The following is a 14,005-nucleotide window of genomic DNA, read 5'->3' as shown; positions in this document are numbered from 1 at the left end:
GCGGAGCCTTCCCATACTCAGGGGCTTGGCTGAAGAGGCGCAGGCATACTAGAGATCTAGCGACTGTCGTCACTCCTTTCGCCCTGCTACATGACACGGATCGTAGCCGGTGTCGCGTACCTTTTGGATGCTCAGCGAATTGATACGACATTGTGGTCCCTGGTTTGATTGATGGCCGATGCCGACAGGCTGCCGGTGGCCGCCTTCTGGATATGTTCACTCCACCAAGCCATCATCGGACGCCGGCGTTCGATGTAGTCCGTCCTGTTGTAGGCGCTACGAACTTCGTCCTTGTCGACATGCGCCAGCGCGACCTCGATCAGTTCCGGATCCCAGCCATGCTCATTCAGGATGGTGCTCGCCATCGAGCGCAAGCCGTGGCTGACTAGACGGTCCTGAAAGCCCATGCGCTTCAGCGCCATGTTGGCAGTCTGGCTATTGGCGTGGGTGCGGGGGTTTCTATCTGAGGGGAACACGTACTCTCTGTTACCGCTGAGTTGCTTGAGCGTCTCCAGTAACGAAAGTGCCTGATCGGTAAGAGGGATTGTGTGCGGCCGACGCTTTTTCATGCGCTCTGGTGGAATGGTCCAAATGCGCTTGTCGAAGTCGATATCTGCCCATCGTGTGGTGGCTGCTTCGGCAGGGCGGGTCATCGTGTGCAATTGCCATTCGATCAGGCAGCGGGTAGTGCGCTTGATGCTGGCGTTCGCGATTTCCATCATGAGTTCGGGAAGTTCCTCTGGTGGTAGCGCAGCCATGTTCTCTTTCTTGGTTTTCTTGAACACTGCCCGAATTCCATTGAGGGGGTTCGCAAATATCAGCCCGGAGTTGACCCCGTAGGTCATGATCTCGTTGAGTCGTTGGCTCAATCGTTTCACGGTTTCGAGGCTCCCTTTGGCCTCGATTGGGCGAAGGATCTTGATAACCATCGGAGCAGTGATTTGAGAGAGCGGCGTTGTTTTCATGCTTGGGAAAACATGGAGCGTCAGCGATCTCCAAATGTCTTCGGCGTAGGCTTTGGTCACGGAGTCTTTCTTCAGCTCGAACCAGGCAGTGGCCACCTTCTCGAAAGTGTGTTCAGTCTCAGCAAGTTTGGCTTGCCTTACCTCATCACGCTGGGTTTTGGGATCAGTGCCCAAAGCGAGCAATTCACGCGCCTCTGCGGCTTTCTTCCGGGCGTTGGCTAGCGAGAGGTCGGGGTATGGACCAAGTGCCATGTTGATACGGCTTCTGGTCAACGGCTCGCGGTAATTGAAATTCCACATCATTGAGCCGCTCGCGCGTACTCGAAGCTGTAAGCCATCGCCGTCGCTGAGGACGAAGTCTTTACCAGTTGCCTTGACTGCCTTGAGCTGGCGATCGGAGAGGCGGGTTGCGTTAGTAGGCATGAGGGCTACCTCCAGCACCGTTTTGGTATCCTGAAAATAGCATTTGGCAGTCCGGGATACCACCTGGGATACCAAAGCGCCTGGAACTCAGAAACCCTGCAAAGCCCCCATAAGCGCTGAAACCCTTGTATTCAGTGGATTTCAGGCACAAAAAAAGACGTCCGTGGACGTCTTTAGATGATCAAATGGTGGAGCCGGGGGGATTTGAACCCCCGTCCGCCAGTACTCTGCTGTCGGTACTACATGCGTAGCCGTGTCTATTAAGTTAACCCTCAGCGACCCGACGGGCAGGGTGCTTTGGGCGAGTTGTGTAAGTTTTAGCCGCTTCGTCCACAACGTACTGCACGGCGATTCTGTTCTATATGACAATCACTTTGGGTTTACAGACATCCCCTAATGATTGCTGGACCCGAAGGTACCAGAAGCTCAGGCGTTAAGGCTGCTTACGCAGCGATAGCGTAGTCCTGGCCGTAGTTTTCGTCATTGGCAACTATAGAAGTTGCAACAGTGGATTTACGAGTTCTGTTACCAACTCGGCATGCACCTAAAGTTTCGCAACCGGCGTCGAATCCTAAACGGCCCCGAACCTGTCGCTCCATGAAGCTGTTGGAGCGGCAGGCATGTGCAGTGTACGCCAATCCGGGTCTGAGGCCAACCCGAAGGTTGGCCCAGCGGTCAGGAGCTTTTACCGTCTTTGCTGACTTTTTGGATCTCCTGGATGGTCTGGGTGGTCTCGGAGATGCATTTCTCGGTGCCTTCCTTGGTGTTCAAGGCTTGATGGGCCTTGGCTTGCTGGACGCTGGCCTCGACTTTAGCCTCGATATCCGAGCCCTGATACTGGCTCTTCGCGTTCTCGATGGCTTTCAGGTTGGTATCACAGAGATCGGCGGCAAACGAAGACGACGCTAGCATGGAGGCAGTGACGAACAGACCTAGCAGTACAGAGCGTTTCATGTGTCTCTCCTTGAACTGAGGGACCAGGCATCGCTGGCCATCAGGACGGCTACCAGTTTTTGGAAGGTCCCGCGTTTGCGGGACTTGATCAGTGGACTGTGCCCGTGCGCCAGGGTTCTATTTTTCTTCAGGTCGCCCTGGCCTGGGTGACCCGATCGATGAGGTAGACCAGCCCGTGGTAGTCGATTGCGCCGTGCTGCGTAAGGCCTATCTCACAGGTGCGGCTGGTGGAAATCCCTTCGCTGCAATGCTGTACCGCGTCCTTCAGTGAGCGCAGCGAGTGGGCGTTCAGCTCGGGTGTGGAGAAACCCTTGTCGCCGGCGAAACCGCAGCAGTGAATGCCTTCTGGGATTACTACGTTCTTGCTGCACTTGCGCGCCAGGTCGATCAGCGCCTGGCTTTCGCCAAGGTGCTGGGTGCTGCACGTGACGTGCACCGCGATGGGCGCCTCCTGGGGAGTGAAGTCGAGACGGTCCACCAGATGGGTGCGGATGAAGCGCACTGGGTCGTACAGGTCCAGGCGCACCTCACCGAGGTCCTGGACCAGGCGCAACGTGCAGGGGCTGGTGTCGCAATAGATCGGATCGAGTCCGCCGCGGCTGGCGTGCAGCAGTGCGCCGATCAGTTCCTGGCGTTTGTGCTCGGCTTGTTCGGCGTAGCCTTTGGACGCGAAAGGTTGGCCGCAACAAAGGCTGTCCACATTGTCGGGAAAGACGACTTGGTAGCCGGCTTTTTCCAGCAGCCGTTGGGTCTTTTCATACAGCGACATCTGCTCTTTATCCTTGGCCGCCGGGCCCATGACCCGCGATACGCAAGCCGCCAGGTACACCACGCGCGGGCGTTCATCCGACACGGTGGGGCTGAAACGGATGGCCTTTTCCGGCTGGGGCATGGCGTTGGTCCACTGTGGGACCTGGCCTTTGGACAGCCGCGTCAACGAAGCCGACAGTTTCGCCAGGCGGGGGGCGCCTAGCAGCATCCGCGCACCATTGGCCACGTGCAGGGCGAAGCGTGCGCCTTGCAGCGTGGTGGCGAAATTTCCTTCAATCCAGTTAGCGGTTTTCGTCTTCGTCGCGTCACGGCTGCGCAGTTTTTTCACCAGCTCGCCGGTATTGATGCCTACCGGGCAACGTTGCGCGCACAGGCCCGTCGCGGCGCAGGTGTCGATGCCTTGGTATTGATAGGCCTGTTCCAGTTCGGCGGTGTCCGTGCCGGCGCGTTTCTTCGCCTGGATGTCTCGCCAGATCACGATGCGCTGGCGCGGGCTCAAGGTCAGGTCCTTGGACGGGCACACGGGTTCGCAGAAACCACACTCGATGCACTTGTCCACGATCTCATCGGCGGCCGGCAGCGGCTTGAGGTGCTTGAGGTGGATTTGCGGATCCTCGCTGAGCACCACGTCCGGGTTGAGGATGCCGTTGGGATCGAGCAGGCGTTTGAGCTGCCACATCAACTGGTAGGCATCGCTGCCCCATTCCAGCTCGACGAACGGCGCCATGTTGCGCCCGGTGCCGTGCTCTGCTTTCAGCGAGCCGCCGAATTCCACCGCCACCAACTGCGCCACGTCATCCATGAACGCCTGGTAGCGTGCGACTTCTTCAGGGTTGTTGAAGCCTTGGGTGAAGACGAAGTGCAGATTACCTTCCAGCGCGTGTCCGAAAAGGATCGCTTCGTCGTAGTGATGTTTGTCGAACAGCTCGATCAGGCGGTTTACGCCAATGGCGAGTTGTTCCACCGGAAAGGTCACGTCTTCGATGATCACCGTGGTTCCGGTTTTACGGACCGCGCCCACCGCTGGAAAGGTGTCTTTGCGGATGGCCCAGAGCCGGGCGTTTTCCCGTGGGTCTTCGGTGAAGTCGACCTGTTTTTCCACCGGGAAGCCGGCCAGTGAAGCCATGATCCGGACCAGTTGTTCTTGCAGTAAAGACGAGGAAGCGGCGCGGGATTCGATGAGCAAGGCGCAGGCATTGATCGACAGATGCTGTACGAAATCCGGCATGCCCGGTTTGTCCTGCACCGAGCGCAGGCTGCGGCGGTCCAGCAGTTCCACGGCCGAGACTGGCTGGCTTTTCAGCACGGTGACGGCGTTGCAGCAGGTTTCCACGTCCGGGAATACGATCAGCGCCGAAGCTTTGTTCGGATGGTCGATAACGGTGTTGTAGGTCACCGCGCTGATGAAGCCGAGGGTGCCTTCGGAGCCGACCAGCAGGTGGCTCAAGATATCCACAGGCTCGTCGAAATCCACCAGGGCATTGAGTGACAGGCCGGTGGTATTTTTCAGACGGTACTTGTGACGAATTCGGGCGGCTAATTCGGTGTTGGCGCGGGTTTCGCGACCGAGGGTGGCGAGGCGTTCCAGCAGTTCGCCATGGCTTGTACGAAAAGCCGCCACGCTGTTGTCGTCTTCGGTGTCCAGGCGTGTGCCATCGGCCAGTACCAGGCGGATGCCGGCCAGGGTGTGATAGGTGTTCTGCGCGGTGCCGCAGCACATGCCGCTGGCGTTATTGGCGACGATGCCGCCGATCTTGCAGGCGTTGATCGACGCCGGGTCTGGGCCGATCTTGCGCCCGAACGGGGTCAGCCAGGCGTTGGCCTGGGCGCCGATCACGCCGGGCTGCAAGCGAATCTGCGTGCCTTGCGCGCGGATCTCGCGACCGTTCCAGTTATCCCCCAGCACAATCAGCACCGAGTCGCTGATGGCTTGCCCGGACAGGCTGGTGCCGGCGGCGCGGAAGGTGACGGGCACCTGGTCGCGCTGGGCCAGTTTCAGCAAGGCAATTACTTCATCTTCGGATTCGACGCGTACCACCAGTTTCGGAATCAGCCGATAGAAACTGGCGTCAGTACCGAAGGCCAAAGTCGACAGCGGATCGTCGAAACGGCGCTTTTGCGGGATCAGTTGTTGAACGTCGTGTAGGAAAGAGGCCGGAAGGGTCATTGGTCCTCCAGAATCAAAACCACCAGATCCTTCGGACCATGGGCGCCGTAGGCCAGGACTTGCTCGATGTCGGCGGTTTTCGACGGGCCCGATACCAGCAGGGCGTTGGTGGGCATGCCTTGGGCCCACTCGAATTCCTGCTGCACTTCATAGAAGTTGTCACGGATCTCGCTGGCCTTGAGCAGGGCGAAATGCACCGGTGGCACCAGGCTCATCAGCCGCGGTTCTTCCCGGGTTGGCCAGAGAATCAGGCTGCCGGTGGCGGCGATGGCGCCAAGGGTCCCGGTGAGGCTGGCGGGAGTGTCGTTGAACAACTCGGCTTTCCATTCCTCTATGGGGCGGTCGTAGGCCTTGAGGGTTGGCAGGTCCGGATTGTTCGCCCAGAACTCTGTGATTTTTTGCCCGTGCGCGGTGGTCGGGGCAATGAGCAGACTCGGCAATTGACGGTCGCGCAGCAATTGCGCGAGCAGGGTCGGCCAGCCTTCGTCGGACGTCAGGTGGATTTCGGTGTGCACCGCTTCCATCAATTTGCGCAATTGCGGGATACGTTCCTCGGGCGCATAGCGGTAGGTTTGCGTCACCAGTTCGACATCGAAATTGTCGGCAACCGGCGTGGTGCCTGTCAGGCTTTTACGCAGCTTGGCGAGGATATTGTCCTTGGCGCTCATCGGCGGTCTCCCTGCTGGTTCAGGTGGTCGCGGGCCAGGTCATGCAATGAGCGGGCGGCGGGTTTGGGGGCGCTGTGGTTCTGGGTCCAGGGGCCGACGTTGTTGGGCACCAGGGCGCGCAGGCGCGTGGCGAGGAAGCCGAACAGCCGATACAGCCGCGGTGAGCTGTTGAGCCAGGCCCAGGCATTCCAGATGAAGCGTTCCTTGGGCGAGTATTTGCTGCCCTGGCCGCGCATCACCTGATGGGGGCTGTCCGGCGCCTTGACGTTTTCTTCCCGCAACCGCCGCAGCAAAGCCGGGATCGGAATCTTCACCGGGCACACTTCACCGCAGGCGCCGCACAGCGAAGACGCGCTCGGGTGGTCCGGCACCTTGGCCAGGCCGACCATGTGCGGCGTGATGATTTTTCCGATAGGTCCCGGGTACACCTCGCCGTAGGCATGACCGCCGATTCGGGTATAGACCGGGCAATGATTCATACAGGCGCCGCAGCGGATGCAGTTCAGCGTCTGGCGCAGTTCGCTGTCGGCAAACGCCTGGCTGCGACCATTGTCGAGCAGGACCAGGTGGACTTCCTGGGGGCCGTCCAGTTCCTCAGGCTTGCGCGGGCCGGAGATCATGTTGACGTAGGTGGTGATGGGCTGGCCGAGGGCCGAGCGGGTCAGCAGCGAGAGCAGCGGCACGACATCGCGCAGGTTCTCCACCACTTTTTCGATGCCGGTCACAGCGATGTGCACGGGAGGCACGGTGGTGGACATGCGTCCGTTGCCTTCGTTTTCCACCAGCAGCAGCGTGCCGGTTTCAGCGACGGCGAAGTTGACACCGGAGACGCCGATATCGGCCTCGAAGAATTTCTGCCGCAATACCTTGCGACCGATCTGAATGAGTTGGTCAACGTCCTTGGTGTACTCCACGCCGAGTTTGTCGTGGAACAAGGACGCGACCTGACCGGCATTCTTGTGGATCGCCGGCATAATGATGTGTGAAGGCTTCTCGTGGTCGAGCTGGACGATGTATTCCCCCATGTCGGATTCGAGACATTCAATGTCCCGAGCCTCGAGGAAATGGTTCATCTCCATCTCTTCGCTGACCATCGATTTGCCCTTGATCACTTGCCGCGCCTCGTGAGCGCGGATGATCGAGAGGACGATGCCATTGGCTTCGTCCACCGTCTCCGCCCAGTGCACGTTCACACCGTTGCGGGTCAGGTTGGTTTCAAGTTGCTCGAGCAGGTCCGGCAGCTTGGATAACGCGCGGGCGCGGACGGCATTGCCGAGCACTCGCAGGTGTTCTCTTTCGTGGGCATCGCTGAAAGACGTTGCCCGTTTGGTCATCAGTGAATCCATCGCGCTGCGAAAGTTGTTTCGCAGTTGCGTGTCGTCCAAAGCCTTGTGGGCCCGGGCGCGAAAATCTTCCTGCACCTCTACAGTCGGGATCAGCGTTGGCGTGCTCATGCAACACCTCCGCTACGCTGCCAGAGAAAGCTCGCCAGATGCTGGCCGCGTAACGCTTCCTGCTGTTTTTCCAGTGCGCCATTGATGTTCATCAGGCAGCCACAATCGGCACTGATGACCTTGTGCGCGCCGGATTCCTTCAGCGCTCGGGTCTTGTCGGCCACCATCGCGCCGGAAATATCCGGCATGCGAACACTGAACGTCCCACCAAAGCCACAGCATTCACTTTCGTGGCTGTGTTCAACTCGCTCCACATTGCGCAGCTGCGCCAACAACGCACGGCCATGCAGATGGGTGTTCATTTCACGCCGTGCCGAGCAGGACGTGTGCAGCGCGACTTTCACGGGTTCGCCGCTATCGTTCAACTGCACCTTGCAGACGAACAGCAGGAATTCAGCCAGTTCATAGGTCCGGGCCGCCAGGGCCTGAACCTGTTTGAGCGTGTCGGGCTCATCCTTGAACAGATCGGCGTAATGCTCGCGCAGCATGCCGGCGCAGGAGCCCGAGGGCACGACCACCGGATAATCTTCGGCAAACAGGGCCAACTGCGCCCGTGCCACCGTCCGCGCCTGCTCGGTGTAGCCCGAGGTGTAGGCCGGTTGGCCGCAGCAGCTTTGCCCTTGCGGGTAGTCCACCCGGATTCCTTCGCGCTCCAGCAGATGAATCGCATCCATCCCGGCTTCGGGATAGAACAGGTCGACCACGCAAGTGCCGAACAGGTAGACCCTTTGCGGTTTTTCGCTGGGGTACTGCCGAGGCTCGGGCAGTGGCGGGGCGACACGGGTCGCGTTCGGCACGGCGTTATAAAAAAGCTCGCTCATCAGGCGTGTCTCCGGGTGGTCCCGGTTATCCGTCCGCTGAGGCTGCTGAATATAGACAGGAAATCTTTCAGCAGCCTTGCAGACCCGGTGGTGAATAGCAGACGCCGAATCACGGTTCGGCGTCGGTTTTTCCAGTGTTGCGTGTAGGACTTAATGAACCAGCATGCCGGTAAACCAGTAGGCCTGGGCCAACGTGATCAGGCCGACAATCGTTGCAAAGAATAGGCTGTGTTTGAGGGTGAAACGGAACAGATCCGATTCCTTGCCCACCAGCCCGGTCGCCGCGCAGGCCACCGCGATCGATTGTGGCGAAATCATCTTGCCGGTCACGCCGCCGCTGGTATTGGCCGCCACGAGCAAGGTGTCGTTGACGCCGAGCTGGTGCGCGGTGGTGGCTTGCAGCGAGCTGAACAACGCGTTGGACGACGTATCGGAACCGGTCAGGAACACGCCCAGCCAACCCAGGAACGGCGAGAAGAACGGGAACGCCGCGCCCGTGCCGGCCAGTACCAGGGCCATGGTCGACGACATGCCCGAGTAGTTGGTGACGAAGGCGAATGCCAGCACCATGCCGATGGACAGGATCGGCCAGCGCAGCTCGAAAAGTGTCTCTTTAAAAGTGGTAAGACCAGTTTTGATATTGATCTTCAGCACCAGCATCGAGATCAATGCGGAGAAGAAAATCGCCGTGCCGGTGGCGGAAATCGGATCAAGCTTGAACACGGCCGGAATGGCAGTGGGGTTGATCACGATGGGCGCGACCTTGATCACCATCTGGTCCAGGTGCGGGATGGCGAAGTTGAACACCCAGCCGTACATCGAACCGCCCGCAGCGAACATTGCCTTGAACGGCTTGAGGGTCCAGATCGTCACCAATACGGTCAGGATCAGGAACGGCGACCAGGCTTTGATGATTTCTCCCAGGCTGTAGGGCGAAGCCACCGTGCTGCGCGGTTGGCCGAAACCGCCGACGCTGGCGGTGACCGTTGCGCTGGAGGTGGCGCCGGCAATCTGGGCGCCGGCGGTGCGCTTGGGCTGCCAGACTTTCAGGAACAGCGTCAGGGAAATCAGGCTGGCCAGGGCGGAGGTGATGTCCGGCAGTTCCGGGCCGATGAAGTTGGAGGTGAAGTACTGGGTGATGGCGAAGCTCAAGCCGGCCACCAGCGCTGCTGGCCAGGTTTCCCGCACGCCGCGCAGACCGTCCATCATGAACACCAGCCAGAACGGCACGAACAGCGACAGCAGGGGCAGTTGGCGACCGGTCATGGCGCCGATCTTGAAGGCGTCGATCCCGGTAACCTGACCGGCCACGATGATCGGAATGCCCAACGCGCCGAACGCGACCGGGGCGGTGTTGGCGATCAGGCACAGGCCCGCGGCATACAGGGGGTTGAAGCCCAGGCCGACCAGCAGGGCGGCAGTGATCGCCACCGGGGCACCGAAACCGGCGGCCCCTTCGAGGAACGCGCCGAAGCAAAAGCCGATCAGCAGCACTTGCAGGCGTTGGTCATCGGTAATCGACAGCACTGAGCTGCGAATCACCTCGAACTGGCCGCTCTTGACCGTCAGTTTGTAGAGGAATACGGCGGCGACGATGATCCAGGCGATGGGCCACAGACCGTAGGCAAAGCCATAGCCGGCGGCTGCGAAGGCCATGTCGGCGGGCATATTGAACGCGAAAATCGCCACAGCGATCGCCAGGGCCAGGGTAATGCTGCCGGCCACATGTCCCTTGAGGCGAAACACCGCCAGGGCCAGGAAGAAAAATACGATGGGAATGACGGCCGCGAGTGCGGACAAGCCGAGGCTGCCGAGCGGGCTGTAGAGCTGTTGCCAGGTTTGCATCATGGGTGGGCCCCTAATTGTTGTTGGTCAGGCACTGTCAGCGGATTTGGTTAATTGGTAATACCAATTTACAATCGCTGTTGGCTAGGGTAAAAGCCTTGGTTGTCGTGTGTCAATTTGCCGCCCTGAAACTTTCGTCGAATAAGCGGTGCAGATGGCATCTGATCCGTTGGTAGAAGCGGCTTTTACGGGGTGTGGATAAAGCCCGGATGGGCCAGAATAGAGGGCCCGGCGAGCGGTCGGGATCGTGGAGAATTGAGTTATGGGGTTTGATCAGATTCGTCAGCGCCGTTTGTCTGACGATATTGTCGAGCGGCTTGAAGGCATGATCCTTGAGGGCACGCTCAAGTCCGGTGAGCGGCTGCCGGCCGAACGGACCCTGGCTGAGCAGTTCGGTGTGTCACGCCCTTCGTTGCGCGAGGCGATCCAGAAGCTGGCGGCCAAAGGCTTGTTGGTCAGTCGCCAGGGCGGCGGCAACTATGTGGTGGAGTCGCTGGGCTCGACGTTCAGTGATCCGCTGCTGCAGCTTTTGGAAAGCAATCCCGAAGCGCAGCGTGACTTGCTGGAGTTCCGTCACACCTTGGAAGCGTCCTGTGCTTATTACGCGGCGCAGCGGGCCACGGATGTGGACCGCGAGCGGCTGACGGCGGCATTCGACGAGCTGCTGGATTGTTACTCGCGCCACGACGAGGTCAGCCGGGCGGAGGAGGGCGCGGCGGATGCCCGGTTTCACTTGGCGATCGCCGAGGCCAGTCATAACGCCGTGTTGCTGCACACGATTCGCGGCTTGTTCGATTTGCTCAAGCGCAACGTGGTGACCAACATCGGCGGCATGTACAAGCAGCGCAGTGAAACCCGCGACATGCTGATCAGCCAGCACCGGGAGTTGTACCAGGCCATCATGGACGGGCACGCCGAACAGGCGCGGGAAGTGTCCAGCCGGCATATCTTGTATGTGCAGGAAGTCTTGGAAGAGGTGCGTCAGGAGGTGCAGCGGGTGGCGCGGGCGGAGCGGCGCAAGGGGATGTAGGTCGCGAGTTCGGTGGCGATTGGGCTTCTGTATTCGCGAGCAAGCCCGCTCCCACACGGGCTCACTGTTGTACACATATTCTGTGTTCGCAAAAGATCCTATGTGGGAGCGAGCTTGCTCGCGATAGCGGTCTCAAGGACGAAAGACTCAGTCTTCCTTGCCCTTGTTGCGCACTGCACGCTGCAGCTCGCGGCCGGCATCACGTTCACGCTCGGTATCGCGCTTGTCGTATTCCTTCTTGCCCTTGCCCAGGGCAATTTCGCACTTGATCAAGTGCTTGCTCCAGTACAACGACGTGCAGACGCAGGTGTAACCCTTCTGTTGCACCGAGGCGAAAAGTTTTTCCAGCTCGCGTTTGTTGAGCAGCAATTTGCGCGAGCGCACCGGGTCGGCAATCACGTGGGTGCTGGCGGTGGTCAGCGGCGTGATATGACTGCCCAGCAGCCAGGCTTCGCCGTCCTTGAGCAGCACATAGCTGTCGACCAGTTGCGCCTTGCCGGCACGCAAGCTCTTTACTTCCCAGCCGGCCAGGACCATGCCAGCCTCGAAACGTTGTTCGATGAAGTAATCGTGTCGCGCCTTTTTATTTTGCGCGATGGTCCCTGTGGGGTGTTTCTTCTGTTTAGCCATAGGGGCGGCATTATAGGCAGTTGCGCGCGTGTCGGCTACGGTGAAGCAGCGTGCTTGAGCACGTTGAGTGAATCCCGGACAATGCGGCCTCTTTTTTGAATGCTTGGGCGTGATCACGATGTCGACAGACAAGGTTTCTGTCCACGGCAGTTGGGCTAGCCGCTGGGTCTTCATACTCGCGGCGACTGGTTCTGCCGTGGGGCTGGGTAGTATCTGGAAGTTTCCGTACATGGTCGGCGTCTACGGTGGCGGCGCCTTCGTATTGATGTTCCTGGCGTGCATCGCGCTGATCGGCGCACCGGTGATGCTGGCCGAAACCCTGATCGGACGTCGGGCCCGGCAAAGCCCGGCCAATGCCCTGAAGGTACTGGCGGTAGAGGCTGGCCATTCGACCAAGTGGTCGTGGGGCGCCTTCGCCGGGATGATCACGGCGCTGTTGATCCTGTCTTTCTATAGCGTGGTCGGTGGCTGGTCCCTGGACTACATCATCGACATGGGGCGCGGGGATTTCCAAGGGGCCACGCCGGATCAGGTGGGCGCCTACTTCGGCAATGTGATCGCCGATCCCTGGAGGCTGACCCTCTGGCACACGATTTTCATGGTGCTCTCGGCGGTGGTAATTGCCCGGGGCGTGGTGGCCGGGCTTGAGCGCAGCCTGCGGATCATGATGCCGTTGCTGTTCGTGATGATCCTGGTGCTGCTGGGCTACAGCATGACCACCGGGCATTTCATGGAAGGCGTGCATTTCATGTTCGACTTCCAGCCGGAGAAAGTCCTGGACGGCCTGCTGCCGGCCATGGGGCATGCGTTTTTCTCCCTGAGCGTCGGGGTCGGTTCGATCATGATCTATGGCGCCTACATGCCCAAGAATGCCTCCCTGACCCGAACTGTGGTCGGCGTTGCACTGCTGGACACCTTCGTGTCGCTGCTGGCGGGCGTGGCATTGTTTCCGATTGTGTTCGCTGCCGGCCTGAATCCGAGCGAGGGGCCAGGGTTGATGTTCGTCAGCCTGCCCTTTGCCTTTGGCAGCATGGCGTTCGGCCAGGTGATGGGCGTGGTGTTTTTTCTCCTGGTGGCCATCGCGGCCTGGAGTTCGGCTATCTCCCTGCTGGAACCCATGGTGGCTTACCTGGTTGAACGGACCCGGCTCAGTCGTGCCTGGGTAACCTTCTGGCTGGCCTTCACCTGTTGGTTTGTCGGCCTGGGCACGGTGTTTTCCTTCAATATATGGAAGCAGGCGAAGTTTTTCGTGAACGAAGACGGGCTGTTCCATCTCTACCAGTGGGGCGCCACCGGAGGGCTGGATTTCTTCGGCGTGATTGATTTCTTCACCTCACGGATCATGCTGCCATTGGGTGGTTTGTGTTTCGTAGTGTTTGCAGGATGGATCATGGGGCGTGAAGCAGTGCGTGATGAGCTGTCGCTGCGTAGCCCGGTATTGTTCGGCTTGAGCCTGTTCTTGATGCGCTATGTGGCGCCCATCGGCATTCTTGTAGTGTTTGCCGCCCAGCTGTGGAAGTGACGCTTACATGACGACACATATTCAACGCTCGGCCTTGCTGCCCTACCCGGCGCAGGCGCTGTATGACCTGGTCAACGATGTGGCGAGCTACCCGGAGTTCTTGCCGTGGTGCTCGTCGGCCGAGGTGCTGGAAAGCTCTGAAACCCATATGCGCGCCAGCCTCAACATTGCCAAGAGCGGCTTGAGCCAGCGCTTCGTCACGCGCAATACGCTGGTGCCGGGACAGTCCATCGAGATGAATCTGGAGGAAGGGCCTTTCAATCAGCTCCACGGTGTCTGGGTGTTCAAGCCGCTGGGTGAAAAGGCCTGCAAGATCAGCCTGGACCTGTCGTTCGACTACGCCGGTCCTCTGGTGCGGGCGACGCTGGGGCCGCTGTTCAATCAGGCCGCCAATACCCTGGTCGATGCGTTCTGCCAGCGGGCCAAGCAGAATGCAGAGCTCAAGCGTTGATTGAGATAGAAGTGGTGTATGCCTCAGCGGAGCGTCAGGTCTTGCGCACCTGCATGGTGCAGGAGGGCGCGAGTGTTCGCGCCGCACTGGCGGCATCCGGTATTGCCGATGTGTTTCCGGAGCTGGATCTGACGACTTGCCCGGTGGGGATTTTTGGCAAGCTGGTTGCCGATCCAGAGCATCAGGTGGTGCAGGCGGCCGATCGACTGGAGATTTATCGCCCGTTGTTGGCCGATCCGAAGGAAATTCGGCGCCTGCGCGCGGCCAAGGCTGCCCAGGCACGCCAATCGGAGCAATAACCTGG

12 protein-coding genes and 1 other RNA gene are annotated in these 14,005 nt (G+C 59.8%); 4 read left to right on the top strand and 9 right to left on the bottom strand.

What is annotated here, in order from left to right; genetic code table 11:
* Positions 1-131 precede the first annotated feature (131 nt).
* The 8 genes from BM300_RS11975 to BM300_RS11940 form a co-directional block, all read right to left on the bottom strand.
* A complete protein-coding gene (locus BM300_RS11975) occupies positions 132-1,388 on the bottom strand; it encodes an integrase domain-containing protein (RefSeq protein ID WP_092462950.1) in 1,257 nt (418 codons plus the stop codon).
* Positions 1,389-1,574: 186 nt separating this feature from the next.
* Positions 1,575-1,971, bottom strand: a transfer-messenger RNA (tmRNA) gene (ssrA, locus tag BM300_RS11970).
* Positions 1,972-2,063: 92 nt separating this feature from the next.
* A complete protein-coding gene (locus tag BM300_RS11965; RefSeq protein ID WP_092462949.1) occupies positions 2,064-2,342 on the bottom strand; it encodes a hypothetical protein in 279 nt (92 codons plus the stop codon).
* A gap of 127 nt (positions 2,343-2,469) precedes the next feature.
* Positions 2,470-5,280, bottom strand: a complete 2,811-nt coding sequence (locus tag BM300_RS11960) for an FAD-binding and (Fe-S)-binding domain-containing protein (RefSeq protein ID WP_092462947.1) — start codon at positions 5,278-5,280, stop codon at positions 2,470-2,472.
* Positions 5,277-5,948 (bottom strand): LutC/YkgG family protein, encoded by a 672-nt coding sequence (locus BM300_RS11955; protein WP_092413432.1) that lies wholly within the window; start codon positions 5,946-5,948, stop codon positions 5,277-5,279. The genes BM300_RS11960 and BM300_RS11955 overlap by 4 nt, the downstream gene beginning before the upstream one ends.
* Positions 5,945-7,402: a LutB/LldF family L-lactate oxidation iron-sulfur protein gene (locus tag BM300_RS11950; RefSeq protein WP_092224297.1), complete on the bottom strand. Its 1,458-nt coding sequence runs from the start codon at positions 7,400-7,402 to the stop codon at positions 5,945-5,947. Before BM300_RS11950 ends, BM300_RS11955 begins: the two co-directional genes overlap by 4 nt.
* Complete coding sequence (locus BM300_RS11945; RefSeq protein WP_063322994.1) at positions 7,399-8,223, bottom strand: (Fe-S)-binding protein; 825 nt, start codon at positions 8,221-8,223, stop codon at positions 7,399-7,401. Before BM300_RS11945 ends, BM300_RS11950 begins: the two co-directional genes overlap by 4 nt.
* 150 nt (positions 8,224-8,373) lie before the next feature.
* Positions 8,374-10,068 (bottom strand): lactate permease LctP family transporter, encoded by a 1,695-nt coding sequence (locus tag BM300_RS11940; RefSeq protein ID WP_092146261.1) that lies wholly within the window; start codon positions 10,066-10,068, stop codon positions 8,374-8,376.
* 262 nt (positions 10,069-10,330) lie between these two features.
* Between BM300_RS11940 and BM300_RS11935 the strand changes: the two genes are divergently transcribed.
* Positions 10,331-11,098 (top strand): FCD domain-containing protein, encoded by a 768-nt coding sequence (locus BM300_RS11935; RefSeq protein WP_092146124.1) that lies wholly within the window; start codon positions 10,331-10,333, stop codon positions 11,096-11,098.
* A 147-nt stretch (positions 11,099-11,245) separates the two neighbouring features.
* Here BM300_RS11935 and smpB read toward each other — a convergent pair whose 3' ends face one another.
* Positions 11,246-11,728 (bottom strand): SsrA-binding protein SmpB, encoded by a 483-nt coding sequence (gene smpB / locus BM300_RS11930; protein WP_042730880.1) that lies wholly within the window; start codon positions 11,726-11,728, stop codon positions 11,246-11,248.
* A gap of 118 nt (positions 11,729-11,846) precedes the next feature.
* Here smpB and BM300_RS11925 point away from each other — a divergent pair, with 118 nt between their 5' ends.
* Genes BM300_RS11925 through BM300_RS11915 form a run of 3 tightly spaced genes read left to right on the top strand, consistent with a single transcriptional unit; the run spans position 11,847 to position 14,000 of the window.
* Positions 11,847-13,250, top strand: a complete 1,404-nt coding sequence (locus BM300_RS11925; RefSeq protein ID WP_092146259.1) for a sodium-dependent transporter — start codon at positions 11,847-11,849, stop codon at positions 13,248-13,250.
* Between the two features lie 7 nt (positions 13,251-13,257).
* Complete coding sequence (locus BM300_RS11920; protein WP_024617726.1) at positions 13,258-13,701, top strand: type II toxin-antitoxin system RatA family toxin; 444 nt, start codon at positions 13,258-13,260, stop codon at positions 13,699-13,701.
* Positions 13,698-14,000: an RnfH family protein gene (locus BM300_RS11915; protein WP_092346817.1), complete on the top strand. Its 303-nt coding sequence runs from the start codon at positions 13,698-13,700 to the stop codon at positions 13,998-14,000. Before BM300_RS11920 ends, BM300_RS11915 begins: the two co-directional genes overlap by 4 nt.
* The last annotated feature ends 5 nt before the right edge of the window (positions 14,001-14,005 follow it).

The sequence above is a fragment of the Pseudomonas sp. NFACC46-3 genome (genome assembly GCF_900114515.1).
In the GTDB taxonomy this organism is placed as follows: Bacteria; Pseudomonadota; Gammaproteobacteria; order Pseudomonadales; family Pseudomonadaceae; genus Aquipseudomonas; species Aquipseudomonas fluorescens_Q.
This window is presented reverse-complemented; position numbering and strand designations above follow the sequence as displayed.

Bases quoted from the DNA above. Each gene is read 5' to 3' on its own strand.
- BM300_RS11975 (WP_092462950.1), bottom strand. From the start codon at position 1,388: ATGCCTACTAACGCAACCCGCCTCTCCGATCGCCAGCTCAAGGCAGTC.
- BM300_RS11965 (WP_092462949.1), bottom strand. From the start codon at position 2,342: ATGAAACGCTCTGTACTGCTAGGTCTGTTCGTCACTGCCTCCATGCTA.
- BM300_RS11960 (WP_092462947.1), bottom strand. From the start codon at position 5,280: ATGACCCTTCCGGCCTCTTTCCTACACGACGTTCAACAACTGATCCCG.
- BM300_RS11955 (WP_092413432.1), bottom strand. From the start codon at position 5,948: ATGAGCGCCAAGGACAATATCCTCGCCAAGCTGCGTAAAAGCCTGACA.
- BM300_RS11950 (WP_092224297.1), bottom strand. From the start codon at position 7,402: ATGAGCACGCCAACGCTGATCCCGACTGTAGAGGTGCAGGAAGATTTT.
- BM300_RS11945 (WP_063322994.1), bottom strand. From the start codon at position 8,223: ATGAGCGAGCTTTTTTATAACGCCGTGCCGAACGCGACCCGTGTCGCC.
- BM300_RS11940 (WP_092146261.1), bottom strand. From the start codon at position 10,068: ATGCAAACCTGGCAACAGCTCTACAGCCCGCTCGGCAGCCTCGGCTTG.
- BM300_RS11935 (WP_092146124.1), top strand. From the start codon at position 10,331: ATGGGGTTTGATCAGATTCGTCAGCGCCGTTTGTCTGACGATATTGTC.
- smpB (WP_042730880.1), bottom strand. From the start codon at position 11,728: ATGGCTAAACAGAAGAAACACCCCACAGGGACCATCGCGCAAAATAAA.
- BM300_RS11925 (WP_092146259.1), top strand. From the start codon at position 11,847: ATGTCGACAGACAAGGTTTCTGTCCACGGCAGTTGGGCTAGCCGCTGG.
- BM300_RS11920 (WP_024617726.1), top strand. From the start codon at position 13,258: ATGACGACACATATTCAACGCTCGGCCTTGCTGCCCTACCCGGCGCAG.